The sequence below is a fragment of the Sphingomonas sp. PP-CE-1A-559 genome (assembly GCF_004340965.1).
Lineage (GTDB): Bacteria > Pseudomonadota > Alphaproteobacteria > Sphingomonadales > Sphingomonadaceae > Sphingomonas.
In genome coordinates this window covers 1-24,348 of the sequence record NZ_SLYA01000019.1, presented here as the reverse complement: position 1 = coordinate 24,348, position 24,348 = coordinate 1, and the positions used below count along the sequence as shown (strand labels likewise).

The 24,348-nt window shown below is 56.2% G+C and carries 23 protein-coding genes and 1 pseudogene; 16 read left to right on the top strand and 8 right to left on the bottom strand.

Annotated elements, in window-relative coordinates:
- The first annotated feature begins 784 nt into the window (after window positions 1-784).
- The 6 genes from C8J42_RS19490 to C8J42_RS19465 all read left to right on the top strand — a co-directional run bounded on the left by C8J42_RS19490 (window position 785) and on the right by C8J42_RS19465 (window position 7,413).
- Window positions 785-2,566, top strand: a complete 1,782-nt coding sequence (locus C8J42_RS19490; protein ID WP_133021471.1) for an EAL domain-containing protein — start codon at window positions 785-787, stop codon at window positions 2,564-2,566.
- Window positions 2,567-2,741: 175 nt separating this feature from the next.
- A complete protein-coding gene (locus C8J42_RS19485; protein ID WP_133021470.1) occupies window positions 2,742-3,056 on the top strand; it encodes a phosphonate transporter in 315 nt (104 codons plus the stop codon).
- Window positions 3,057-3,067: 11 nt separating this feature from the next.
- Complete coding sequence (locus tag C8J42_RS19480) at window positions 3,068-4,357, top strand: diguanylate cyclase (protein WP_133021469.1); 1,290 nt, start codon at window positions 3,068-3,070, stop codon at window positions 4,355-4,357.
- Window positions 4,354-5,523 (top strand): AMP-binding protein, encoded by a 1,170-nt coding sequence (locus tag C8J42_RS19475; RefSeq protein WP_133021468.1) that lies wholly within the window; start codon window positions 4,354-4,356, stop codon window positions 5,521-5,523. Before C8J42_RS19480 ends, C8J42_RS19475 begins: the two co-directional genes overlap by 4 nt.
- A gap of 106 nt (window positions 5,524-5,629) precedes the next feature.
- Complete coding sequence (locus C8J42_RS19470) at window positions 5,630-6,322, top strand: EAL domain-containing protein (protein WP_207897194.1); 693 nt, start codon at window positions 5,630-5,632, stop codon at window positions 6,320-6,322.
- 584 nt (window positions 6,323-6,906) lie between these two features.
- Window positions 6,907-7,413, top strand: a complete 507-nt coding sequence (locus C8J42_RS19465; protein WP_133021466.1) for a MucR family transcriptional regulator — start codon at window positions 6,907-6,909, stop codon at window positions 7,411-7,413.
- A gap of 54 nt (window positions 7,414-7,467) precedes the next feature.
- Here C8J42_RS19465 and C8J42_RS19460 read toward each other — a convergent pair.
- Together C8J42_RS19460 and C8J42_RS19455 are read right to left on the bottom strand one after the other, a co-directional pair.
- Window positions 7,468-8,127, bottom strand: a pseudogene (locus tag C8J42_RS19460) (recombinase family protein).
- 18 nt (window positions 8,128-8,145) lie between these two features.
- Window positions 8,146-8,358, bottom strand: coding sequence for a hypothetical protein (locus C8J42_RS19455; protein ID WP_133021465.1), 213 nt, complete (start codon window positions 8,356-8,358; stop codon window positions 8,146-8,148).
- A gap of 445 nt (window positions 8,359-8,803) precedes the next feature.
- On the opposite strand from C8J42_RS19455, the gene C8J42_RS19450 reads away from it, so the two are divergent.
- From C8J42_RS19450 to C8J42_RS19435, 4 genes are all read left to right on the top strand, one after another.
- Window positions 8,804-9,637: a TonB family protein gene (locus tag C8J42_RS19450; protein ID WP_165895578.1), complete on the top strand. Its 834-nt coding sequence runs from the start codon at window positions 8,804-8,806 to the stop codon at window positions 9,635-9,637.
- A gap of 166 nt (window positions 9,638-9,803) precedes the next feature.
- Entirely contained in the window at window positions 9,804-9,995 is a 192-nt protein-coding gene (locus C8J42_RS19445; RefSeq protein ID WP_133021463.1) for a hypothetical protein, read from the top strand.
- 232 nt (window positions 9,996-10,227) lie between these two features.
- The gene (locus C8J42_RS19440; RefSeq protein ID WP_133021462.1) at window positions 10,228-10,533 is read left to right on the top strand and encodes a hypothetical protein; all 306 of its coding nucleotides are present in this window, start codon (window positions 10,228-10,230) and stop codon (window positions 10,531-10,533) included.
- Window positions 10,534-10,699: 166 nt separating this feature from the next.
- On the top strand, window positions 10,700-11,098 hold the full coding sequence (locus C8J42_RS19435; RefSeq protein ID WP_133021461.1) for a hypothetical protein: 399 nt from the start codon (window positions 10,700-10,702) through the stop codon (window positions 11,096-11,098).
- A gap of 146 nt (window positions 11,099-11,244) precedes the next feature.
- On the opposite strand, the gene C8J42_RS19430 is transcribed toward C8J42_RS19435, so the two are convergent.
- Window positions 11,245-11,634 (bottom strand): hypothetical protein, encoded by a 390-nt coding sequence (locus C8J42_RS19430; protein ID WP_133021460.1) that lies wholly within the window; start codon window positions 11,632-11,634, stop codon window positions 11,245-11,247.
- A 166-nt stretch (window positions 11,635-11,800) separates the two neighbouring features.
- On the opposite strand from C8J42_RS19430, the gene C8J42_RS19425 reads away from it, so the two are divergent.
- Both C8J42_RS19425 and C8J42_RS19420 read left to right on the top strand, forming a co-directional pair.
- Window positions 11,801-12,280 (top strand): hypothetical protein, encoded by a 480-nt coding sequence (locus C8J42_RS19425; RefSeq protein ID WP_133021459.1) that lies wholly within the window; start codon window positions 11,801-11,803, stop codon window positions 12,278-12,280.
- Between the two features lie 237 nt (window positions 12,281-12,517).
- On the top strand, window positions 12,518-12,853 hold the full coding sequence (locus C8J42_RS19420; protein WP_133021458.1) for a hypothetical protein: 336 nt from the start codon (window positions 12,518-12,520) through the stop codon (window positions 12,851-12,853).
- Between the two features lie 104 nt (window positions 12,854-12,957).
- On the opposite strand, the gene C8J42_RS19415 is transcribed toward C8J42_RS19420, so the two are convergent.
- A complete protein-coding gene (locus tag C8J42_RS19415) occupies window positions 12,958-13,512 on the bottom strand; it encodes a hypothetical protein (RefSeq protein ID WP_133021457.1) in 555 nt (184 codons plus the stop codon).
- A gap of 583 nt (window positions 13,513-14,095) precedes the next feature.
- The gene (locus tag C8J42_RS19405; RefSeq protein ID WP_165895577.1) at window positions 14,096-14,473 is read right to left on the bottom strand and encodes a Rap1a/Tai family immunity protein; all 378 of its coding nucleotides are present in this window, start codon (window positions 14,471-14,473) and stop codon (window positions 14,096-14,098) included.
- A 308-nt stretch (window positions 14,474-14,781) separates the two neighbouring features.
- Between C8J42_RS19405 and C8J42_RS20270 the strand changes: the two genes are divergently transcribed.
- Window positions 14,782-15,234 carry a hypothetical protein gene (locus C8J42_RS20270; protein ID WP_165895576.1) on the top strand — a complete coding sequence of 151 codons (453 nt, stop codon included), beginning with the start codon at window positions 14,782-14,784 and terminating at the stop codon, window positions 15,232-15,234.
- 58 nt (window positions 15,235-15,292) lie between these two features.
- Here the strand turns inward: C8J42_RS20270 and C8J42_RS19400 are convergent, their stop codons facing one another.
- Entirely contained in the window at window positions 15,293-15,844 is a 552-nt protein-coding gene (locus C8J42_RS19400; protein WP_107955875.1) for a hypothetical protein, read from the bottom strand.
- Window positions 15,845-16,027: 183 nt separating this feature from the next.
- Between C8J42_RS19400 and C8J42_RS19395 the strand changes: the two genes are divergently transcribed.
- A complete protein-coding gene (locus tag C8J42_RS19395) occupies window positions 16,028-16,387 on the top strand; it encodes a hypothetical protein (RefSeq protein ID WP_133021454.1) in 360 nt (119 codons plus the stop codon).
- Window positions 16,388-16,572: 185 nt separating this feature from the next.
- On the opposite strand, the gene C8J42_RS19390 is transcribed toward C8J42_RS19395, so the two are convergent.
- Complete coding sequence (locus C8J42_RS19390; RefSeq protein WP_133021453.1) at window positions 16,573-17,379, bottom strand: response regulator transcription factor; 807 nt, start codon at window positions 17,377-17,379, stop codon at window positions 16,573-16,575.
- Between the two features lie 316 nt (window positions 17,380-17,695).
- Here C8J42_RS19390 and C8J42_RS19385 point away from each other — a divergent pair, with 316 nt between their 5' ends.
- Together C8J42_RS19385 and C8J42_RS19380 are read left to right on the top strand one after the other, a co-directional pair.
- Entirely contained in the window at window positions 17,696-21,001 is a 3,306-nt protein-coding gene (locus tag C8J42_RS19385; protein ID WP_133021452.1) for a TonB-dependent receptor, read from the top strand.
- 70 nt (window positions 21,002-21,071) lie between these two features.
- Window positions 21,072-22,058 (top strand): 2OG-Fe(II) oxygenase, encoded by a 987-nt coding sequence (locus C8J42_RS19380; protein ID WP_133021451.1) that lies wholly within the window; start codon window positions 21,072-21,074, stop codon window positions 22,056-22,058.
- Window positions 22,059-22,108: 50 nt separating this feature from the next.
- Here the strand turns inward: C8J42_RS19380 and C8J42_RS19375 are convergent, their stop codons facing one another.
- Window positions 22,109-22,714, bottom strand: coding sequence for a recombinase family protein (locus C8J42_RS19375; RefSeq protein WP_133021450.1), 606 nt, complete (start codon window positions 22,712-22,714; stop codon window positions 22,109-22,111).
- Between the last annotated feature and the right edge of the window lie 1,634 nt (window positions 22,715-24,348).

Genomic DNA, 24,348 nt, shown 5'->3' with positions numbered 1-24,348 from the left:
TCGCCCTCTACATTGTTCAGGCACTAGATACCCTAACGCCCAAGGTTCGGCGTTAAGCGGTTTAATGTCCGTTATCGCCGCCTGCCTCACGATAATAGGACGGTCCGCTTTCCTTCCCAATCAGAAAATTAAACCGCTTCGTTGTGTGCGATTGCCGCGATCGCCCCTCCGACATTTCGGTAGTGGACGATCGCGCGATCAATCAATTCTGCCGCAAGACCCGGTGACGTGACGCAGGCCAGCAGAATGCAATCGCGGGCAGCCCGCTTCGCAGAATTAGCACGCTGATGGTGCGCATCAGATATGGACACCGTGGGAGTGTCAAATACGGCGGTCTCGGCTGACGGAGCGTTTGGATAACTTAGCATGGCACCGCTATCGGCATTTTATACTTAACGACATATTGATACCATCCGCCAAATCGTTGCAAAATCACGGATAATTGATGGGGATCAATACATTTATGCTCGAGAGCGGTCCTCGCGCTTTCTTCTCCGTTATCTCCGTTCAGTGGTCCGGTATGTCAAAAACCGATTTTGTCACGACCGCATGACAAATAGGTAGTTTCGGACGTCAGCCTCCGGATCGTCGTAAAACGCCGTCGCCCACCCCTGGACGTGCCCCCGCCTTATCATCGTAGCCACCAGTGACCGGCCATCGTTATGTATAGGAACGCGGATGGCCGGATATTCACAGTTAATGTGACGCAAGTTAATCCCTCGCTATGACGTGAGTTTAGAACCGTTAAGGTTTTGAATATAAGCGTAAACGCGAAGGAGTTCGTGTGCGCAACCAACATGAAACGTCCCGCCTGGACGCGCTGCATCAGCTGAAATTACTGGATACCCCGGCAAGCGAGAGCTTCGATCGTATAACCCGGATGGCGAGCCAGATCTTCGGTTTGCCGGTTGCCGCGGTATCGCTGACTGATCACGATCGGCAGTGGTTCAAGTCGCGCGTCGGTGTTGATCATTGCACCATTCCACGAGCCGGGGCCCCGTGTGCGGAGGTCGCGGAGTCTACGCAAGCGTTAGTCATTGAGGATTTCCTCGAGGACCCTGATTATGCCGAAAGCCCTCTCGGTCGTGCCGGTACCCGCTTCTATGCTGGCGCACCGCTAGTAACCAACGAGGGATATGGCCTCGGTGCGTTATGCGTATTGGGCACTGAACCGCGCAAAGCGTCATCTGCCGAACTTGCCGCTCTTGCAGATCTAGCCGCCATGGTCATGGCGCAGATCGAGCTGCAGCATGCTTTCGGTCGGATCGATCCCATCAGCGGAATGCCGACAAGAAACCAGTTTCGTGAGGATCTGATGGACCTGGCGCGAGACCATGCGGGAAAGCAGTACTTCGCCGTCGTGGTGGATCTGGCCCGCGAAGATCAAATCAGCAGAATCACGCGTGCCATGGGAGCCGTCCGCGTCGACCAAATGGTACATGAGGCGGCCCAGGCGCTGCGAGCTGCGCTTGGTCCGGGCCGAAATGCCTATCAGGTTGGCACTGCACAATTCGGATTTATCTCGCCATCGAACGTTGAGTGGTCGGATTATATCGAGCTCTTGCGAACAAGTTTTGCATCCATGCGGGCTTCGTCATCGGTCCGGTTTGTCACGAACGTAAATATTGGCGTCCGATCCTTCGTCGCAGGGTCGGTATCGGTTGATGACGTTATTCGTGGCGCAACGAGTGCTGCCCAAGACGCGAGGGAAGCGGAAGGAGCAATCGCGCTGTATTCACCGGCACGCGACACCGCGCATCGCCGCCAGTATGGCCTTTTGCAAGACTTTGGCACAGCACTCGAGGCAGGCAATCAACTTCGGCTCGTTTATCAACCTCGGATCGATCTTTCCACGGGGGCGTGCATTGGCGCAGAGGCACTACTGCGATGGCGTCATCAAGTATTGGGCGACGTGTCGCCTGCGGAATTTATTCCGATCATCGAACAGACGTCGCTTGCCCGACCTACTACGCAATGGGTTCTTGATACGGCAATGGACCAGCTAGCGGCATGGCAACGTGGTGGGCTGGCTATGACGCTATCTGCTAATATCTCGGCCGCTAATCTCGGCGAAGCAGACCTTAGCGAGAGGATTACGACTGGGCTTGCTTGGCGTGAGTTGCCGTTTAGCTGCTTGGAAATTGAGCTAACCGAAAGCGCGATTATGGATCAGCCCGATCAAGCGCTAGCTATGCTGCGAAGGTTCAGAGATGCAGGTGTTTGCCTTGCTATCGATGACTTCGGCACCGGTCATAGCAGTCTGGCCTATCTACAGCGTCTGCCAGCACAGATCGTAAAGATCGATCAGACGTTCATACGCGACCTGATCAGAGCGACAGGATCCGACTTTGTTCTTGTGGAAACGATGATCGGCTTGGCTCATAGGCTGGGCTACCGTGTGGTTGCAGAGGGCGTGGAAACTGCAGAGGCGGCCGTCATTCTGGAAGAGCTTGGCTGCGAAGAAGCCCAGGGCTTCTGGTTCGCGCGGCCAATGGAAGCCGACCAGTTTGTCATGTGGCTTTCAGACCGGCGGGAGGCGTCACTAGCTTTTCCGTACGCTGCCTGACGTTACCATAAGCCGGGCCTGCGCGGCCTGCATCGATGCACAGCTAGCCGGCGCATTTGCGAGAGTTTGGTATTTAATTAAGCGACTTAGGCCATAATGCCTCGCTGAGGAGCTATTGATCGTGTCACCAACAAACGTAGATTTTGAAACGGTCGGACTGCACGACCTTGAGACGATGAGCACTGCAGACCAGGATGCGTTGCCGTTCGGAGTGGTCGGCTTTGCCGCTGACACGATCGTGCAAGTCTACAATGCGACCGAGGCTCGTATGTCAGGATTGGATCCGGCCACGGTGGTCGGCGTTCCGTTCTTCGACGCGGTCGCACAGTGCATGAACAATTTCATGGTGGCACAGCGGTTCGAAGACGAACCGGAACTCGATGACGTCTTCCCTTACGTACTGACGCTTCGCATGCGGCCGACCAAGGTGCGGTTGCGGCTGCTCGCGACGGCGCAGACGCCGCGTCGCTACGTACTCATCGAACGCTGAAGGCTAGCCGAATGACCGATACGTCGGGCGAGGAGGAACTCCTCGAATTTCTATATGCCTGTCCGATCGGACTGATCGAATGCGACGCGACTGGCGAGATCGGATTGATGAATCCGCACGCCATGCAGCATCTGCTGCCGCTGGCGGGATCGCGCGGCGTCAGCAACCTATTTTCGGCGTTCGAACATCATGCCCCGGAACTTAGAAGCATGGCGGAAGCCTTTGCATTGCCTACAGGGCGCATTTGCGACGGTCATCGCGTTTTCGTAGACCTGGGACCGGGCAGGAACGGTGCGACGCCGAAAGTCCTTGCCTGTTCGTTGGTCAAACTCGGCGCTGACAGGTTGATGGCGACGCTCACAGATATAAGTCAGCAGGTTCTCCAAGAGAACCGACTGCGGCAGGCCGATACCTGGTTTGCAACGCTGCTCGATGGCGTCAACGGGTACGCCGCGCTGACGATCACGCCGGACGGCCAAATCGCAGCAGCTGACACCTGCTTTGCCCGGCAGACGGGGTATGAGCCGGCCGACGTTACCGGTCACAACCTTGCCGATGTCCTCAGCACAGATCTGCCTGGCGGCGATCTGCGTCTGGACGAGCAGCTGGCAATCGCTGTCCGTGAGGGGTGGCATCTTCAAGAGGGGTGGCAGCAACGTGCCGATGGCGAACGCTACTGGTGTCAGCGTCTCGTCGTCGCTCGCTCGGCACGCGACAATGCGACCTTACCCCGATTTTCGGTTGTGCTTCGTGATGTACCGCGTCGCGACACTGCGACCGAAGACGTGCGGCGACTCCTGACATGCGACCATCTAACCGGCGCGGCAAATCGACGGCATTTCAGTCAGGCGATGGCGCGCGAACAGCAAAGCTGGCGCGAACTTCGTCAGTCGCTCTCGCTAGTCGTACTCGATCTCGATCACTTCAAGGCTGTCAACGACGCACACGGCCATCCGGTAGGTGATACGCTTCTATGCCGGGTGACTGAGGCGTGCACCGCACTCCTGCCACCGCGCGGTATCTTTGCGCGCTTGGGGGGCGAGGAATTTGGCGTTCTGCTTCCGCGCTACGATCGTAATCAAGCTATGGAGCTCGCCGAGCGACTTCGCGAAGCGATTGCCGATGTCGTCATCGAAGCTCCATTGGGCACTCTGCGGGTAACGGCCAGCTTGGCCTGTGCGACGCTCGACGAGACCGAAGGGTCGATCGAAGGGCTCATCGCGTTGGCTGACAAACGTCTTTATTCCGCAAAGCATGCCGGACGGAACCGCGTCTTTGTGGCTGAGACCGAGGTTGCGTGACTAAGCACCGCCTGCAACGTTCAGCCGTGCATCGGATCATATGCGGCGTCGTCGCGGCCGAGCTACGCCGTCAGCGCGGTACGGACCATTCGGGCGCGGCGGAGGGGGAGTGGCCGACCTCGATGCCGATCGGCGATGACGGACTAGGTCTGGACTCCATGGAGCAGCTCGGCGCGCTAGGCGCGCTGGCAGAGGCGTTCGACCTCGACGACAGTTTGTTGAGCGATACTCCGCCACAGACGGTGGGCGCCTGGCTCGATTGGGTTATGCAGGCGCATGTCGCAGGCGACGGTCGGATGACGGTAGCTACCTCTGGATCGACCGGCAGTCCGCGTCCATGTGTGCACGACGTTGATGGCTTACTTGGCGAGGCCGCATTCCTGGCAACGCAGTTCGTTGGGCGACGCCGGGTGGTTGCGCTTGTTCCTGCCCATCATTTGTATGGGATCATCTGGACTGCCTTGTTACCGGACGCATTGGGTGTTCCAGTCGTAGTGCGAGCGATCGGTGCGCCCCTCGGGCTGACAGCTGGCGATCTCGTCATTGCGGTTCCGGAGCAGTGGCAGGCTCTGCTCCGCCTAATCCGTCGCTTTCCGAAAAACGTCATAGGGGTCAGTTCGGCCGGGGCTCTCAACGACCGCGTTGCCGCAGGACTGCTAACGAGCGGGCTGGCACGACTGGTTGATATCTACGGCTCGTCAGAGACCGGCGGTATCGCGATGCGCGACGTCCCGGCGAGCGGATATGACCTGCTGCCTCGCTGGCAATTGTCGGAACACGGTGATGAGGATTGGCGGCTCGTCGACCGCCACGGCCGGTTCTGGGACTTGCCCGACCACGTCGAACGTATCGACAATAGCACTTTACGGCTGCTCGGTCGGCGTGACGGTTCTATGCAAGTCGGAGGACATAATGTCTGGCCCGAGCGGGTGGCGAACACGCTGCGGACCGTGGACGGCGTCGCGGATGTTGCGGTGCGGCTGCATGCGCATGGGCGGTTGAAGGCGTTCGTCGTCCCGAAACCGGATCATGATCCTGTGCAACTGTCGGCGCAGATCGAACAGGTCATCGTCGCCCGTTTGGCCCATCACGAGCGGCCGAAAAGCTTTCGTTTCGGACCGGCTCTACCGCGCAATGCAATGGGAAAACTGGAAGACTGGGCATGATGCATTCGCCGATCAGAGCGGCTTACACGGCACATAAAACACCGCGAACGATGGCGGATGCATGTCGGGGCTGTAGGACGGGGCCCCCCTCAGGATGGCGATTACAATGGCGTTCCAGCCGATCGTCGATATCGAGACCGGATCCGTCTTCGCCTATGAGGCGCTGGTCCGTGGGGCTGATGGTCGGTCGGCGGGCGAAGTGCTCTCCAGCGTTGGAGCCGACATGATCTACAAGTTCGATCAGGCGTGCCGGGTTAAGGCGATCGAACTGGCCGGAGTATTGTTCGCCCCTGAGGGCGATACCAAACTCTCGATCAACTTCATGCCGAATGCCGTTTACGAGCCGAACGCCTGCATCCGCGCCTCGCTGGCCGCGGCACGGCGCGTCGGGTTCGATCCTGGTCGGCTAATGTTCGAGTTTACCGAGAACGAGCGGATGGCTGATGTTGGCCATGTCCGGCATATCATCGAATCCTATCAGGCACGCGGGTTCACCACTGCAATTGACGACTTCGGCGCTGGTTACGCAGGGCTTGGCTTGCTCGCGGACCTACGTCCAGACATGCTTAAGCTCGACATGGCACTGATCCGCGGGATCAATAATTCAGCGGCCCGGCGGACGATCGTCGCGAGCGTTGTGAAGATGGCTGACGAGCTTGGCATCAGCTGCATTGCTGAGGGGATCGAGACTAGGGCAGAATTGCAAATGTTGCGTGAGATTGGCCTTCGCCTTTGCCAAGGATACCTGCTTGCGCGTCCGCAGATAGAAAACTTGCCGTTGATCACCCTGGTCTCATAGGCCGTCAAGCTCAGCCGTCGCCCAGAATCAACTGTTCCTCATTCGACTTGAACTAGTTCTAAGACGCGGTCTGCCCCATCGCCGCCCGGTAGCGGACGGGCGGGTTTTGATTAGGAAACGGCCCTTTGCCGGGCTAACTGGTGAACTCGACGCTGGTAGTTTCCTGCGTGCGCGACATCTATGGATGCTTGATCGAGATATGTTCGCCTGTCGCGGGATGACGGATCACGGGCCTGACCGGCCTGTACGTCCGGCTTACTGTGCGACAAACAGGGGTTTTGCGTCGCCTGCGCGTCCTTACCGGCGCTTATGCCAAGCGACGGATACTGCTAGAGCGGTGATCAGTCCATGGACGAGATCAATCGTCGTCGACCAGGAGGCCGCAGGACACCCGCCAATGTTCAAACGGGCGCTAGCGTCGGCACCAGCGGAAGGGTCAATTTGGCTAACGCCTTAGATGACACTTATGAGCGGATTGATACTTCCGTTTTTACGTACCGTTCCAAATACATAGCCTTAATCAGTCTGAGATTGCCAAAGACCAATCCAATACCTAGATGCGCGTCCAGAAATGGAGCCCTGCTATGTCTGACACTACCCTCGATCTGAACCCCGTTGAGCTTGCCACGGAACTGACAATCGCGTGGTTAGCAAACCCCAACACGCGTACCAATGCCGACGACGTTCCGGCGTTCCTGAACAAAATGTACGAAACTGTTTCGGTACTGGTCGGCGGAAACGCTGCGGCTGCTGAACCCGAGGCACCTGCTCAGGAGTATACCCCCGCGGTGACGGCTCGTAAGTCGCTTGCCAGCCCTGATCACATCATCAGCATGATCGATGGCAAGCCGTACAAGACGCTGCGTCGCCACCTTGCCACTAACGGCATGACGCCAGTGGAGTATCGTGAGCGTTATGGCCTGAAGGCTGATTACCCCATGGTCGCTCCGACCTATTCGGAAGCACGTCGCACGATGGCGAAAAGCATTGGTCTGGGTCGCAAGCCCGGCCAAACCAATGCAGCCAAGGCGGACGCCAAGCCCACCCCGGCTCCGCGCAAGCGCAAGACTGAAGAAACGGCAGCCGAATAAGCTATGGCCTGGCTTCCTCGAAAACGGGAAGCCGGGCCCCTGTGAAATGCAGGTCTATGCCGCCTGCAGGCGTCCGCTCAGGACCTCCAGGGTCGTCAGACGGCGACCATGGCCGCCAAAGGGCACGATGCGCAGGTAGCGGGTCTCAAGTGCCCGGCTCGCCGCCACCAGCCGAAAATGTCTGTAAAAGGTCGCGATCGAAACGCCGATGGCCTCGACCACGTCTCGCGGACGATCGCCCGCAGCGAGCAGCTTCATAGCCGTGGCCCTCTTTTTTGGCGTCAGGACCGACTTGCGCCCCCTGCCCGGCCCGTTCTTGCGACGGGCTGCCAGTAGCCCAGCCATAGTTCGTTCGCGGATCAGCTCACGCTCCATTTCCGCGATCGACGCTAGAATGTGGAAGAGCAGTCTGCCGGTCGGCGTCGCTGTGTCGATCCCGTCGGTTAGGGACCGTAACTCGATACCGCGGGTAGCGAGGTCAGCCGCCAGTTCGACAAGGCCCTTGATCGAACGGCCAAGGCGGTCGAGCTTCCAGATGACGAGCGTGTCTACCCCGCGGGCGACGTTCAATGCTTCCGACAAACCCGGGCGGTCGGTTTTCGCGCCACTCGCCGTGTCACTACAGATCCGTTCGCATCCCGCAGCCGTCAGAGCGTCCGTTTGCAACGTCAAATTTTGGTCCGACGTCGAGACCCGGGCATATCAGATGAGCATCAGCGGAAAGCTGACATCTCAGCGCGCCTGCTTGAGGAACGCGGTGAAGCGGGCTGCGCTCTCACGCAGCGCTTCGCCGTCGGGGCCGTCGAAGGCGGGCGGTGGTACGCGAAGGTTCAGCCGACCAAGGCCGTCCAGGAGTTGAGTATAATCCCGCCCGGTACGGTCCTTCGTTTCCTTGGCTGAGCTGTATCCTGAGGCATAAGCGCGCAGTGCGTCGTCGATCGTCATGGTTCGACTCTTCTCAGCTAGCCAACAATGTTGGCGTTCAATGAGAATATTTAATGAGAACGTGTTTTGAGAAAGCGGAAATCCAGGCCGGCTATGATCTGTGCTCGCCGAGGATTATTCATTGGTGAGATCGCTAGGCACGTTGCCGCCAGCGGGATAACCGATGTCGTAAATTGGAGATCACGCCATGCCTGTTGCGATGCTCGCGCTGCTCAGCGTCCCTGCCCCCCCGTTACCGTTCGCCACCCAGCGGACGGAGGTCGTGTCGTTCACGGCAAGCGATCTTACCTGTTCAGGGCAGCCGATAGTAGCCGATAGTATCGTTCGGCCCTTCACGGCGGTCGCGACGCGTTACGGTCCCGCTCTTACCAAACACCCCTCACCCACATATCGGTTCTCCTTCGTAATCGATGCGCAGGGGCGTGCCCGCACGATCCGCCGTGAGATGACGGAATCGCCGGGTTGGTATGTCGACACGAGCGATCTTGCCCCGGCGCTGGCGTCTTCGCGCTTTCCAACTGGAATGCCGCAGGCGAAATGCAGCGTGTCCTTCAAAGTATCGGTCACGCCGATCGAGAAGGCGTCGATGCCGGATTTGTACGAGCTGGCGAGCCGTCCGGATGCCACAGGGTTCGCGCCTGCCCTGTTTGAACGAGTTCGCCCTGCAGGTTCAAATTGCCCCCGCGAGCCAGGCCAGTACCGGCGTCTTAACCTGCCGGCCTTCGAAAAACTGTCGCAACCGGCGCGCCGACCATCTTGGGTGTTTCTGGCATTCGACGTGAACGCCGCGGGTAAGCCTGGCAACGTCCAGACACTGGGTACGTCCGGCGATACGGGTCTCGAGCGAGCCGGCCGAGAAGCTTTGCTGGCCAACCGCTACGAGCCGGGAGCGGGATTTCACGGATGCACCTATCACTTTTACTATAACGGACGCGCCAACCTTGCGGCACCCGTACCGGTGCCAGACACGCCCCTGGATACTGGTGACCAGCCCGGTTGTATCGTGGATCCCAAATCGATTCCGGGCCTTCTCGACGGAAGCGCCTACCCCAGAGCGTTCTGGCGCCGTGGAATCGAAGGGGCGGCCGTAATTGGCTATGATACGGCGCCATGGGGAGCGGTAGGCAACGTACGTGTTTTAGGTTCTGAACCGGATGAGGCGTTCGGCGATACCGCGCGCAATGCGCTTTCCAATGCACGGGTAGTAGAAAGCGATTCGGGCCGTCGAGGCTGTGTACAGCGGGTCAAGTTCAAGCTTCCACCGAAGGGCACCCGGTAACGAGCACTGCCTGGCTGGCGTTCCCGATCGGGAACGCCATAGGCTTCTCAATTGGCGTTCCCTTTTGAGAAGGGCAAGAACGCCCAGTTTCTTCCGTTATGGCGGCGATCTGAGCTACCCGAAACCGGACATTGCCGACGCAAGCAACGCGAGATAGCTTCTCGCCATGTGGACATTTCTTCTCTGGAACATCGCGGCTCTGGCGGCCGTCATCTACTGCATAGCGAAGGCGGTCATCGACCTTCGCGCGCGGAGGTATGGGTGGGCTATCATCGGCCTGCTAAGCGCAGTGGTATTCCTGGTAACGCCGATCCAGACGCACGCCGTGAAGGTCGATCTGCCTGTGGCCCGATCATAGGCGCTTCCGCCCGTATTGCGGACATTGCGTCGATCACTAGGATAACGGCGTGCCATACGAGAGCGTCAACTACGAACCCATATATCGGCTCGGCTACTTCGCCGCTATAGGACTAGCGATCGCATTGGTCGCGATCTTTCAGCCCTTTGCTAAGCCAGAGCCGGCTAATTCACGCGCCTACGGTTGTTATGTCTCGGATGCAGCGCCCTCGATCCGCCTAGATCGAACTGGCATGACTATCTTGCAGCCCGAATTTGCACGAATTCCTTATCATCTTGAACGGCATAAAACAGCTATAACCCTCGCAGCTGATGCTCCCATACAAGCTAATCGATCAGATGATCGCTATATCTACTCGCTTTATCATCCTGGCGTTGGCGAGTTTCTGGACTTCCATCACGTCATGGACGGCCATCAATACGGACAATTCGATGAAACGCAGTTATCGTCATTCAGCATGTTAGCGAACGATTACGTCGAATTGACCTATAATAAGGTACCGCTGGGAAAATGTCAGGCTGTTGGCCACTCTCGCTAGCGTCTGCTTTTCAGCGCATCGTCCCGAAAGCAGATCATCTGCTTTCCTTCCTATCCCGGACATTCGTTGATGCAAAAATCAAAAGTTTTGCATCAGATCAAAGGTGCAAAGCGACCGATCGGCTGACGCCAATTGCAGACGATCAGGCTTCACGTATAGTTCGGCAATGCGGCCCGGACGTCCACTGCAAGCTATTCTCGTACTCACGGCGCTCGCTGCCTGCGGCTCGACGCGGACAACGTTGTCGCCGTGCTGGCGCGCGGCCGACTTGCGTCAAGGTGAGCGTTTCCGTGGCACGGTCCTGATCTTCGCCGGCTACGGTCAGCGTCCAATGATCTTCCCGGTCACCTGCGACGGCGGCGTCACGGCCGATCTGCCGGACGGCGTGGTTTTTCCTGATTATAAGGGCGCGGATTTAAGCGTTCCCCCCGAGCGTCTGTTCTACGAGGCTCGCGTAGATGGAGAAGTGACAGGGACCTCGTTTGGCAGGCCCAGCGTGCGGCTGGAGCATGTGGGCGATCTACGACATATGGTCCCAGGCTGGCTGCGCAGGAATATCCGCTAACCACCAAACCCGGCCATTCCCGATGCAAAATTCACAAGTTTTGCATCAGGCCTGAAACCGCGGAAATTGTGGCATCGCTTGATGCAGAAATCCGATGCGTTGCCGGCCGTGAATGTCCGAGTTGGGGAGGATAGCGGACGAACGGCCTAACGGTGTTTAACGCTCTCGCAGCGCTGATAGAAGCCGATCACGGACTTGTCTGGGGTTGGCCTTCCGCGTGCGGGGATGTCCTCGGCGTCGCTGAGGTGGTCGATTACTATCATGTGCTCGCTGTGGTCGCCTTGTATCTCGAAGTGTAACTCAACGCTGCCCCGACCCGCATCCGGCCTCTCGATAAACAAATGTGCAGAAGATGGCGTCAGCCGCTCGGCGAAGACTACGCGATCGGTCCTGCCACTCCATTCAATATAATTTTCACGGATATGAATGGAGTTGCCTGACTTACATGAACCAAGCGCATCAGCATAGGTTCCTTGAAGCTCCTTGGGAACGGTCGAGGTTATCGCTGAAAGCGCAAAAAGAATTGTATGAATCATGGCGACACCTCGAAACACAGAGTCTGTAGTATGTCACAGCTATCGTCTGTCTGCTATTGGGACGGCGGAATGGCCGGGTTGGGAAGGACAGCGGTCCGACCGCTTTATGGCCTTGTGATCGGGAAGCGGACGTATTCACGTGCCAAACGTGAGGGGGGAATACTGTATGAGCTTTCAAAAGGTTGGGCCGTATAGGTTGTCGAGGGCTGACCTCGTTGCGGCCTCACTAGTTATATCGTTCATTATCGGCGGCAAAAGAACGCGAGTTTGGTCGGCGCTATACCTGTTACTCGGTGTTATATTGGTGGTAGGAGGGCTGGTTGCAGGAGAATCTGCAACCTCCGCCTTGGGCGTTTTCTTTGTTATATTTATATTTATTGTGCGCCCCGCCCTGCGTTACAATAAGACTAGCAGAGATATATATCTCACCCACAGCGCGCAGGGGTTGGTTGCTGATACAGGCGACATGGCAACAACGTATCGATGGATGACGATAGGTATATTTAAGCGGATTGGCTCGCGTTTGTTTATCATGATCAATGACGGCTGTGCACTTGTGATCTCAGAGCGATCGACCAGCTCGGAAAATCTCGAAAATATCATCTCAACGATCGCTCATGAATCGAGCGTCTCTATAGTAAAATGATCATCATTTTGAGGTGATGTCTTACCGAACGAACGTCGGAAATCGGAAGCACAAGTCTGCCTGGAATGGCGATCTGTGGGCGCCTTCCGCCGATCCCGCTCTTCTCGAAAAGGAACGAATTTCGGGAATGTCCGGGTTGGGAAGGAGAGCGGACAGGCTGCTTCTCGGCACAAACAACCCGGTAACGGACTTATGGACGCAGCTAAGTGGCCGATTGCAATGGATGCTGGGTGATTAATGCGTCAGGCTATCGAGATGTTAGATGACGAGAACGATCAACGGCTCAAGGGTGCGGTTTGGGCCCTTCTTGGGCTGCAGCTGCTGCTACTGTGGCTGAGCATCGATGCGGTAATGGCTATCTCCGTTTTTTGCACCGGCACGAAGTCCCTGCCGCTTTACCTATTTTCCTTCCTACATTTTGCGTACGCGGCCCTGCTGCTGCTCGGCGCAGCCTCCCTACTATGGCGCGCCGCTCGGAAACCATATGCGATCGGCATTGCCGTCACTCTCGCTGCGTTGCCGTTCCAGTATTGGTTTGTTGAGCTGGGATACCTGTATTGTGACGGACCGTAAGGGCTTGCCCTGAGCTTCCGTTGGGCGACAGACTTCGATCTGTTTGGCCGTTCGCGGCATGATGCAAAAATTGTGAGTTTTGCATCAGGAACGTCGAAAAGTGGTTAGCTGCCATCATTCAATGCGCGACGGAAAGCTGACTGAGCCGTGTCTGTGTCGAACGGCGCACCCTTTATCTCCGAGAAGGGACGAGTCTTTCGAGCGGCGTCATTTAGTCGTGCGGCAGTCGCACCAGCGAGGCGGCATGCCGTGAGCGTTTCGTCCGCTTCTAATAGGGCGTCACTGCCCACGAAACCCGCGTGAAAGACCCTGAAAACCCGATCTCTTGCAGCGAAATATCCGATCGAACTTTCTAATTGCTCTATCGCGCTATCGATCAGTTGGGCTTCGGCCTTTGCGCCAAGCCTATGAAGCCAAACGCGGACAAGCATAAGCGCTTCATCAATCCGCGTGTCGCCAATCGATATGACCTCAACAGATGCATCGCCTCCCTCATCCCAGACGGTGACCCATGCATCATCAATATCGATCGAGTGAGGCTGACCGTCTGCAAGGCGAATTATCGCCTGGCCACCGACCGGGACCTTAAACTCGTCGCACTGCAATTCCACGAAGATCGTGAGAGGGCGACTACCCTTGTTTCTAATGGGTAATCTCATTCAGCGCTCCCGTATTGGTGCAAGCGTGCCACGGCCGGGCAACGGCGGCAATTGGAGCGTCAGCCGACCGACTGCTTTGCACCTCCACGTTGATGCAAAACTTTTGATTTTTGCATCACGAATGACCGGGATGGGAAGGAAAGCGGGCATTCCGCTTTCGGGCAACGCAGCCGCTTTAACGGACGATTCGGGCTTCGCCGATTAGTTTGCCCTCCAATAGATAGAAGCACTCGTTGGTAGACAAGGCTTCCACCGCCTCATTGCCGGACAAGAAAATGAACCCGACCCGGCGCGTCTCACCGGGCATCATAGGACTATCGACGAGTGGATACCCGTCCCACGCCTCCCGGGTATTTTCGTCGACGCTACATGGACAACCATAGCCCAGCACCAGCGGTTGCGTCTTCCCACCTTCCTCTGACGAGTAGAGGCGAAGGTCGGCGATCAACTCGGGCGTGCCTAGGGCTAATCGATCTCGGAGGGTAGTTGCGCGGTTCACAACGCGCCTTAGATCACGATCCGCAAACGTCCGCTATCAGGTTCTCTGCTGATCCAGCCCGGTGTCCACATTTGGGCGGTCGTGTCACTTCTGCGATTTTGGTTGTTGGTCAGCAACCTTAGGACACGGAAAAGCCTCAGCGTACGCAAATACAACAAGTCGGTTGGAGGGTTCCGAACGGCTCGCCGGGTGATCCTGTAGATATTTAACAACTACCTCACGCATGTGAGCGGCTGGCACACCCGGCCCCATCTGATAGACGCAGAACGGCTTGCCTCCAAAGACGTCCGTCATTGCACGTTGAAGGTCCGCGCCGTCACCGATACCGAGGATATAAGCAGTGCATAGCCCCTGCACCTCACGCACCGAACTTGTGCAGGTATTAAGCAGGGCATCGCCGGTTCCCAGTGGGTTTGGAGCGGCGGAAGCGGCCTGCAAAAGCATTAGAGCAGCGGCAAACATCATCTTCTCCGTTCTGGAAAGCCGGTTTGCTACGCTAGTCCACTGACCGACCGACCGGCAATGTCTGGTTTCTGGAGATACCGTATGCCGCTCGAACGGCAAGGATTGGGCGTTCCTGTCGTCGCAAAAGGGACCCATTTCGCGACGCAGCCCGTGCCAGCTTCAATTCTCGAAATATGATCCTTTTCGAGAATGCGTGATTGCCCATAATTGGTCGCTCAAAATGGATTTGTGTTTCTTGATTGCCGACGCTCGTTCAGCAGAGCATCATGGCTGAGTAAGGGTGCCTCTTTGACGAAGCCAAACCGATGTCCAAAATTAACGTGACTGTGATCCTATCCGCAACGTTAATTGGCGCATGCTCGGTGAAACAGCCATCCAAAGTCGTAGTTGCGGAAGTTGATGGTTTTAAGATTAGAACGGACGCCAGTCGCGTAGTGTCTTACAAGCCGAGTGGTCGACGGTTTCTACGTATTAAATTTAATACGTTTGACCTAGTTTTAGATTCAAGGCTTCAGACTCATACCGAAGCAGACTTTATGTCAGTTATACCAACTGGTTATGGTAATGGGAAAGCCAGAGCTTTCGGCGATTATAAACTGCTCTGTACTAATAGTAAATTCTATGCTTGTGGATACAAATTCACCATCAATAATAAATATATCGTACTAGCATTTAGTGAACCCCCAGCCAACAAAAATGATATTTGGCGATCTATATCTCTGGCTACCTCTTTTCTCAATTCCGGCGGGGCCAGTTAATAGACTTTAAGTAGGTCGTTAACCTGTGCACGTTTCAAAATGGACTTTGGTCACTTAGTTAGTTCATGACAAATCCATGCGGTAATGTCTGCTTAGGCGGTTTGGGCGGACGCAGGCCAATGGTGAGAAAGTCGGCGTCAAGGGCTTTTAGATTCAACGCATTGAGGTAGCAGTCCTTCATCTTTTCGCGAAAGACACCGGCAACAGACCAGAACTTTTTACTGGCTGTCGTCGAAAATAAGTTTCTGACACTGGTGATTTCCTCAGGCGATAGAGTCCAAGCTAGATCTTCAACGACACAATCCGCCACGATTGCGTTGGTTTGACGGAGGTCAGCGGGCACATGTCGAGCGATCACAGGCTTCATCTGATCGTACCATTTGAGCCATCGACCAACCGAGCTCTGTTTCCGGTAGTCGACTTGGATGCCTACATCCGCAAGGGCTCCGGAGGCGACCGCTCCAACGGCACTATCGATAGCCGACCGTATCTCCGCGTCGGACGGCGCATTGTCCCGCCAAAGCGCAATCGCAGCCAAATAGCTGTCTCGGGGAGGAGAAGGAACCGGGGGAACGGGAGCTGCTTGCAGCAGGAGGGCCAGTGCGATCATTGCACCTGTATCCGGCGTACGACGATAGACGGCAACGTCTACTTTCCGCCTTAGGCGCTCCAAAGCGGCGGTTCCGCTTTCCTATTTAATCCGCTCATTCTCGAAACTCGATCCCGATCGAAAAAACGGAATCGGCCGAACGCCTAATTGCGGACGAGCGTTCGGAGTGCGAAAGTCCGCGCTATGGTATTCAATTTTCAAAAATCCGAGGAGGGCTGGATCGCGGAAGGCGGCAAATACCAGATGCGCTATGAAGGGCAGCGGGTTGGTATGCGCTTCATCCTCAGTGTTAATGACACACGAGAAGCCTCGTTCTACGCCTCAGGCCCTCAACGCTCTCCAGTAAATGGCCCGGAGTATACCTGGACGATCGGAACGTCAGAAACGACTGCCCAAACGGGACTTGGCTTCGAAACCTACGCCACGCTTTACCACGCCTTCTTCGAAGCCTACCAAAGCTCGTTCAAGCTGCCCCCCGGTCGAGTACTGCTCGCCTTTGACCCCGAGCTCGAAAAGAAAGAATGGATACGATTGGGTTCATAGCGATGATGCAGCTCTCCTCCCGAACCTAGGCATCCCCAAAATTCAATCGATTCCGAGAACGCCGATGCCTTCTCGGCCCCTGTGCATTATTCGGACACAGATTCACGGTAGCTCGATGTGGGGCGCTTCTCGCCATCACGCGCCGGCGGTAAAAAGCTTGTTAATTATGAAAAAGACAGCGGCAGTTACGGTTCACCGGATGTTACCCGGTTCGGGGTTATGCTAAGTCGATATCCCCTGCCTCGAACTGTTTCTATTAAGTCTTGACCATTGTAATGAGCCATCTTCTTACGAAGCCTGCTAACAAAAACGTCAAGTGACCTGACATCATACTCGCTAGACTCACTATCTACATTTAGTAGACTCGATCGGTCTTTTACCGATCCTGGTTCGATAAATAGTTTTACTAATATTCCATATTCTGCATTTGTTAGATCTATAACATCACCTACTGGGGAAAATAGGAGACATCTATCCCTATTTAATATCCAGCCCTCATACGAGAGTTCCGATCCTGAGGCGCTACTTCGCTCAGCGGAGACCTCAATTAGTTTTTGCGCATCAGTTATGCGACGACGCAACAGTGCACGAACCCGAGCCTTGATTTCACGGGGACTGCACGAAAGAGCGACGCAATCATCGGCGCCTAGTTCCAACGCCAGAACGGTATCGACCTCATCATCAGTTTCGGATCGAACAAACAGGTGAAATAGTTTATCCTTCAAAGAAATCTTCTGGATCAGTGATACAATGTCATCGTCGGGTACAATTGCATCAACTATGACTAGATCATACGCATTCTCTGATAAAAAGTCACTGAGATCTTGAGCTGTATTTGCCTGTTGTATTTCATAAAGCTGTTGTGAGAGATATTCCCTGATGGCGCCACTTTCGCCAGGCGAACCAACTAATACTATTCTCGGCTTTTGAGCGCTTGGCTGCTCGCCAATCATGACCGCGTCTATAACTGAGATGTGTTCGTTGTCAGGCATAGGATGGTTCTCGAATTAACCCGCAGGCAGCCTTAACGCAGGTTCAAGATAAAAAAACCCTAGCTTGCATTTTCCAGAGCAGGGCAAGGAAATTAGTGGTTAGCGGTAGGCCGCTTGAGCATGGACGCGAGATAGCGCTGGAATGCTGCCCTCGCCCTAGAAGTTCACCAACGGTGCTACACGATGTATCATTTTTGTCACATTCGAAATTAGAAGTTCATCTTCCTGTCATTTTATGACGGCGATCTCTTGCGCATACCCCTTTAAAACGGCTTAAATTCAGTAAGAAATAGAAAAGCAGGTCAGGGGTTCTACCATGAAATTTTATCGCCTCCTCGGCGCCACGGCACTTACCGGCGTTGCCCTAATCACCCCGAGCACCGTCTCGGCTCAAACGCAGCCTTCGGCGATGCAGGCGCAGTCAGATGCCGCTTCCGTAGACGCGTCGGCGGAACCATCCGCGCAGAACGCCCCGAACACTGCCGTTGCAACGGGCGAGGCGACGGCTACGAACACTGGCGATATCCTCGTTACCGGATCGCGCATCCGCTCACCAAATATCCAGTCGACGTCGCCGATCACGACCGTATCCGGCGAACAGCTTTTCCAGACCGGAAAGGTGTCAGTCGGCGATACGCTGAACGAGCTGCCTCAGCTGCGTAATACGTTCAGCCAGCAGAACTCGACCGTGAGCTTGGGTGTGCGCGGACTCAACCTCATTGATCTTTACGGCCTTGGTACGCAGCGGACACTCGTTCTCGTGAACGGTCGTCGCCACGTCGCCGGCGACATCTTGAACAGTGGCGTGTCGGTCGACATCAATACGATCCCGTCGGATCTGATCAAAGACATCCAGATTCTCACTGGCGGCGCTTCTGCTACCTACGGCTCCGATGCCGTCGCGGGTGTCGTTAATTTTGTCTTGAAGGACGACTACGACGGCCTAAGCCTTCGCGGCCAGTCGGGCATCAGCAAATATGGCGATGCTGGCGCGCAGCTGATCGGGGCTATCGCAGGCAAGAACTTTGGGGGCGGACGTGGTAATATCACCGTCAGCGCCGAATATGCACATCAAGAGGATTATTACGCGAGCGGCCGGCCTAACGTCAAACAGGTCAACGGCTTCGTCACAGTCGATACTGATCCAGCTGGCTCCGTGAATGGCGCCGACAACGTCTTCGATCGCGCATTCTTCAACGACATCCGCTCGACGACTATCTCGACCGGTGGGCAAGTTGGGATCCGGTACCGCCCTGGCTTGGCTGGTGCACCGTGCGGCAACGATGCCGTGGGTACGTCCTACACCTGTTCCTATTTGTTTCAGCCGGGTGGTGCGCTGGCCCAGCAGAATGGACTTCGGGTCGGCCTGGGACCGAACGGCAGCTTCATAAACGGGAATGGATACAACAGTCGTCAGGGACGCCTCTTGGTTCTGTCCCCGGATCTCAAGCGGTACTCGTTTAACGTCCTTGGCCACTATGAGATTTCGCGTGCATTCGTTCCGTTTATCGAAGCCAAGTACTCACGCAGCGACGCACGTGGTTCGCAGAGCGGTCCATTCTTCTCGCAGGGGCAAACCTTGGGAGACGCGACGACTGTAACGGGAGTATCGGACTTTTCGTACTTCACGACCGGCGACGTTAATCGTGAAGGCATTCGGCTCGACAATCCCTATCTCGGTGCCCAAGCCCGCGCGACACTGGCTACGCAGCTAGCGGCGGGGGTGAACTCCGGTGTGAACCCCAACAGCGGGGCTGCGTTTGGCACGACGGCAGGAGGACTGGCGCGACAGAACGCGTCGTTGGCACAAATTGCTGACGGTTCCTATCGCTTCTCCCTCCGTCGCAACTGGCTCGATCTTGGTATTCGCGACGAGCAAATCCGTCGTGAAACCTACCGGATCGTTGGCGGCGTTCGCGGTGATTTCAACGACGATTGGCACTACGAATTGTCGGCTAACTACGGTGAGTTCAAGGAAAAGAATCTCATCCAGGGCAACATCAACACGCAGCGCTATCTGCTGTCTGTCGATTCGACGAGAAACGCAGCCGGCCAAGTCGTCTGCCGGTCACAGGTGGACCCTCGCTATGCAGGAAGCGATGTCGGCGGCAATCCGGCACAGCTCGCGGCAGACATCGCTGCTTGCGTACCTATCAATCCCTTCGGCGATGGTTCGGTGTCCCAAGCCGCCCGTGACTATCTGACAGTCGCGTCACGCGCTCAGGGCAAGATCACTCAGTTCGACGCAACCGGCTTCGTGTCAGGGGATCTTAGCCAGCTGTTTTCGCTTCCTGGCGGTCCAATCGCGTCCGTTGTCGGTGGCGAATATCGCCGCGAAACGAATTATTACGATCTCGATGACTTCACCCAGGCTGGGTACGCTTTCTACAATGCAATCCCCACGCTTAATCCGCCTACAGCGTTTGCAGTAAAGGAAGCTTTTGGCGAGCTACGTGTTCCGCTCCTCAAGGATCTGCCGCTGATTCGTGAACTAACGATCAACGGTTCCGGACGTGTTTCAGATTACAAGGGCTCGGCGGGTACAGTCTATGCGTACTCCGGCGGCATTCAATACCGTCCTGTTGAAGACCTGATGTTTCGCGGAAGCTACTCGCGGTCGGTGCGTGCGCCGAACCTCGGTGAGCTTTATTCCTCGCAGTCGCAGAACTTTACTCCAGCTCCCGACGATCCATGTTCAGCTCGGAATCTCGCAACTGGCTCGGCAAATCGGGTTGCAAATTGCAATGCGGCAGGTCGTCCTGCTGGATACGACTACGTCTATACTGCATCGCTCGAGTTCGTAAGCGGTGGCAATCCGAACCTGAAAGCCGAAAAATCTGATTCCTACACGGCCGGTTTTGTCGTCACACCGTCGTTCGCTCCCGGGCTCTCGATCTCCGCTGACTACTACGACATTACTGTCAAGGACGTGATCACTGCCACAGGTTCGCCGCAAGACATCTTGAACCTGTGCTATGACGCAACGTCCCTGGACAATCCCTTCTGCGGGCTTTTCCAACGTGCCGGTGCAAATGGCGGCCCTGCAGGCGAACAGCCGTTCCAGGTTCTGCAAGGTTCCCTGCTTCAGTCCACGGCGAACTTCGCTAAACTGAAGGTGCGCGGTGTTCAGGCAAACGTGAATTACAACCACAAGTTCTCGTGGGGTACTGGCTTTATCCAGGCCGCGTATGTCCGTTCGATCCAGAACGACACCTTCACCAACCCAGCCGATCCATCGTTTAAGGATAGGTTGCTCGGCGAATTGGGTGATCCGAAGAATCGCCTTACATTTAACGCCGGTGCCAGTGTCGGTAAGATCGGGATAAACTACGGTTTCCGTTACATTGGTGCATCATATCTCAATACGTATGAGGACTATAATGGTCTAAATGGTCTGCCGCCACAGAACGCAGACTATGCTCCAATTAAGCAGTATCCCGCGGTCGGTTATCATGACATCCGCTTTCAAGCGGACGTATCAGACCGCTTCAATACATATATCGGCGTTGACAATATTGGTAACAAGCAGCCTCCTTACGGTTTGACTGGCGTTACCGATGGTTCTGGTATCTACGACGTTCGAGGTCGTTATCTGTATGTTGGTGCAGTAGCCAAATTCTAATCCGCTTTGTGAACGTAAGATCGGGGGTCGGTGGTTTCCACCGCCCCCCGATCTGCGTTATGAGGTTGTGATGTCGAATAGTGCGTCACTACACGTGGTGGATCGGCTTATCGCCGGCCACCGTATTCCTGAAGCTATATCAGCGCTTGCGGCCGCGGCTGACCGCCAAAACCCTGAAGCGCTATTTCGGCTTGGGTTTTGGCAGGTCGTTGGAGACATTCTACCGCGCGATCTTGCCGCCGCGCGTGTCGCAATCGGTAAAGCTGCGTCACTTGGCCATCATGAAGCGCAGATGATGCAGATTGCGCTCACGGCGAACGGAAGCGGCGCTCCGGCGGATTGGAAGGCCGCCAGGTTGTTGCTGGAAGCGACGTCAGAGGACAATTATCACGCCAGGGAAGTCCTGGGGCTGATCCGCGACATGAGCCTGAAGGATGACGGATCACCTGCACAAGCACTGGCTGCCGAACCATTATCGCGCGACGGCACATTATCACGCGTTTCGGCGTTCTTAACGCCGCTGGAATGTCAGCATTTGATGCATAGCGCGGCAGATCTTTTGACTCCGGCACTCGTCATTGATCCGCGAACCGGTCGAAAAATTCTGAACCCGGTTAGAACGTCCGATACTGCAAGCATCGGACCGCTGCGGGAGGACTTGGCGATAAGAGCGATCAATCTGCGCATCGCCGCGCTGAGCGGTAGCTCGGTCTTTGCCGGTGAGGCTCTGACAATATTGCGGTATCAGTTTAATCAGCAGTTCCGACTACACTCCGATACCTTGTCGCCTTCCAATAACCAAAGAGTTAAGACCGTTATTATTTACCTCAATGATGATTTCACTGGTGGGCAGACAGCTTTTCCTAATATTAAAATTAGTATCTCCCCAAAGGCCGGTGATGCCATAATATTCTCTAACATATACCCGGATGGCCGCACCAATACGGATAGTAATCATGCTGGACTGCCAGTCCTAAAGGGCAGTAAATGGATCGCAACACGTTGGATACGAGAGAATCCCTTTAACGTTTGGAAAGGCCCGGAGCGAGTGGAATAAATGTCAGTCCTGTAGGGCTCATATTGAAACTTACGTGATTTTAGCTGTATTCAAGATGGAGCATCCCGCGGATCCGGACCGGTTTGGCGGTACGCGGCCACGATGCGCGAAACGGTAGGTTCGCTAACGCCATATAGGCGGGCCATTTCGGCACCTGACTTTCGCCCAGAGACAACGGATTCTGCAATTTCACGGCGTTGCTTCTCAGCAAGCTTGCGCCGGCGTCCGCCGATCCTCCCCTCTGCGCGGGCCTGAGCGAGGCCAGCGCTGGTGCGCTCGCGGATCATCGCGCGCTCGAACTCGGCGAAGCTGCCGACCATCTGCATCATCATGCGCCCTGCGGCCGTGGTGGTGTCGATCGCTTCGGTTAACGAGCGGAAGCCCGCGCCTGCAATTTCGATCCGCTCCATGATGTGCAGCATGTCCTTCAGGCTGCGCGACAACCGGTCCAGCTTCCAGACAACCACCACGTCGCCGTCCCGCAACTGGCCGATCATCTCCAGAAGTTTCGGTCGATCCCACCGCCCGCCGCTGGCGGTCTCCTCGAATACCCGCTTACAGCCGGCCGTATCGAGCGCGCGGCGTTGGGCCGCGTTCGACTGGTCGTCGCCCTTCGACACGCGGGCATAGCCGATCAGATAGGGTTCACGGGTCATCCGGTCTCTTTCACAAACGGCCGTATCCGGAGGCAGAAACAGGAGTGACGGGTTTCCGCCGCCTTCCGCCTTTCACAATCCTCTTTCATTAAGCGAGTAAAAGGCAAGAGGTTTTTGAAGGATCAAACATGCCCGCACGCATTCCAATGACCGAGCGGCAGCGCGCCGCACTGCTGGCGCTAGCTGCGCGTGCGCGAGTCACAGGAGAAAGGGGGCCGTTAGGTGCTTGGCGATCTGAGAGAGATGCGCTCGAGGATGCGCGTTGTGATTGCACCTCCGCGTTCGCCGCCGCAATTCGTAAGCGCCGCGTACCCACGACCGAATTTCCGGTCGATAACCGCGCTCGCAAACCATAGGGTGTTCGACCCATCGTGACTTAGTCTACTGGCCAGAGACTCGGGTGGTCCGTCAAGGCTCCAGCCTCCAGCATAACTTAAGTCCGGCGCGGCTGGGGTAAGTAAATGGTTTAGGGTCGTTGAACGAATAAGAGGCGGTCGGTCACCTAAGTAACTCGCCAGAAATTGCGCGTAACCCGAGGCGCTTATGTGCACGCCGCCGGATGGCCATAGCACCGACGGATTGTCGGCCTCACCAAGAGACGGGTCAATGGGTTTTAATATGCTACCTTTAGCTTCCCGCCCCCACGGTCCCGTTCGTGGGGGGGGCCCAAAACCCGCTTCGGCAATACGCAATGTTGCGAAGACTTCGGCCTGCATCGCCTCCTCCCAACTAACGTTGGCCGTCTCCTCAACAGCCGCACCCACCAATACGTAGTTCAGATTGCCGTAGCGGTAGACACCCCGCCTTTCCGGCGGAGCACCGCTAAGGATGCGCTTGACCAAATCGCGCCGTTGTTCACGAGCAGGTTTCCCATCGGCGCGCCGCGCATCCAACCACCGGCCATCAACGAAAGTGTCGGTTAACCCTGCTGAATGACTCAATAGTTCCTCGACACGTATGTCGGCCCATGCCGGATGCGATGCGATTGCCGGAAAGAGACTAGCTACGCTTGCGCCCCATCGACACCGCCCGACATCAACCATGCGAGCGTATAGTGCGGCCGTCATCGCCTTTGTATTGGAGCCGATGTGCCAGCGGAACGACGGGTCGAGAACTGCACCATCTTCGCCCTGTGAGATAATTCCCGACACGCCAGCTTCCGAGCATGTCACGCCCACGGCTCCACTGGGCGTGGCGCCTGCCCCACGCACCGCGCCTGACAAAGCGACCCCCGCTGCACCTACGAGAAAGCTACGTCTTCTCAATTGCCTTTTGCCCTATCGAAGCCAGAGTTAATGCGGATTATTAAAGCACGGAATTAACATGCGATATGACTAACTCTTGCTGCTCGCGACAAATCTATCGCGGGACAGTTGCTCGGACGATCGCACCGAAAGCCGTCCGGGGCGTCTCCTTTCCCAAAATTCGTCCCCAATTCGTCTTCTTGAAATGGACTTTTGGAGACGGACAGCCAGAAACGGGGGCGCTTAACGAATGACCGTTATCGGAAACCCTCATTGCTTGTCGGAATGTCCGGGTTTGGGCGTTCTTGCCCGAGCCGGCATTCTCGCGAGGGATGCTTTCGGGAAAACTAGATAAGTCGACTGGTATCGCCGGCGCTCACCTAATCACGC

Coding starts and splice junctions, on each gene's coding strand:
- C8J42_RS19485 (WP_133021470.1), top strand. CDS start 2,742: ATGAGCACTGCAGACCAGGATGCGTTGCCGTTCGGAGTGGTCGGCTTT.
- C8J42_RS19480 (WP_133021469.1), top strand. CDS start 3,068: ATGACCGATACGTCGGGCGAGGAGGAACTCCTCGAATTTCTATATGCC.
- C8J42_RS19470 (WP_207897194.1), top strand. CDS start 5,630: ATGGCGTTCCAGCCGATCGTCGATATCGAGACCGGATCCGTCTTCGCC.
- C8J42_RS19465 (WP_133021466.1), top strand. CDS start 6,907: ATGTCTGACACTACCCTCGATCTGAACCCCGTTGAGCTTGCCACGGAA.
- C8J42_RS19455 (WP_133021465.1), bottom strand. CDS start 8,358: ATGACGATCGACGACGCACTGCGCGCTTATGCCTCAGGATACAGCTCA.
- C8J42_RS19450 (WP_165895578.1), top strand. CDS start 8,804: ATGACGGAATCGCCGGGTTGGTATGTCGACACGAGCGATCTTGCCCCG.
- C8J42_RS19445 (WP_133021463.1), top strand. CDS start 9,804: ATGTGGACATTTCTTCTCTGGAACATCGCGGCTCTGGCGGCCGTCATC.
- C8J42_RS19440 (WP_133021462.1), top strand. CDS start 10,228: ATGACTATCTTGCAGCCCGAATTTGCACGAATTCCTTATCATCTTGAA.
- C8J42_RS19435 (WP_133021461.1), top strand. CDS start 10,700: ATGCGGCCCGGACGTCCACTGCAAGCTATTCTCGTACTCACGGCGCTC.
- C8J42_RS19430 (WP_133021460.1), bottom strand. CDS start 11,634: ATGATTCATACAATTCTTTTTGCGCTTTCAGCGATAACCTCGACCGTT.
- C8J42_RS19425 (WP_133021459.1), top strand. CDS start 11,801: ATGAGCTTTCAAAAGGTTGGGCCGTATAGGTTGTCGAGGGCTGACCTC.
- C8J42_RS19420 (WP_133021458.1), top strand. CDS start 12,518: ATGCGTCAGGCTATCGAGATGTTAGATGACGAGAACGATCAACGGCTC.
- C8J42_RS19415 (WP_133021457.1), bottom strand. CDS start 13,512: ATGAGATTACCCATTAGAAACAAGGGTAGTCGCCCTCTCACGATCTTC.
- C8J42_RS19405 (WP_165895577.1), bottom strand. CDS start 14,473: ATGTTTGCCGCTGCTCTAATGCTTTTGCAGGCCGCTTCCGCCGCTCCA.
- C8J42_RS20270 (WP_165895576.1), top strand. CDS start 14,782: ATGTCCAAAATTAACGTGACTGTGATCCTATCCGCAACGTTAATTGGC.
- C8J42_RS19400 (WP_107955875.1), bottom strand. CDS start 15,844: ATGATCGCACTGGCCCTCCTGCTGCAAGCAGCTCCCGTTCCCCCGGTT.
- C8J42_RS19395 (WP_133021454.1), top strand. CDS start 16,028: ATGGTATTCAATTTTCAAAAATCCGAGGAGGGCTGGATCGCGGAAGGC.
- C8J42_RS19390 (WP_133021453.1), bottom strand. CDS start 17,379: ATGCCTGACAACGAACACATCTCAGTTATAGACGCGGTCATGATTGGC.
- C8J42_RS19385 (WP_133021452.1), top strand. CDS start 17,696: ATGAAATTTTATCGCCTCCTCGGCGCCACGGCACTTACCGGCGTTGCC.
- C8J42_RS19380 (WP_133021451.1), top strand. CDS start 21,072: ATGTCGAATAGTGCGTCACTACACGTGGTGGATCGGCTTATCGCCGGC.
- C8J42_RS19375 (WP_133021450.1), bottom strand. CDS start 22,714: ATGACCCGTGAACCCTATCTGATCGGCTATGCCCGCGTGTCGAAGGGC.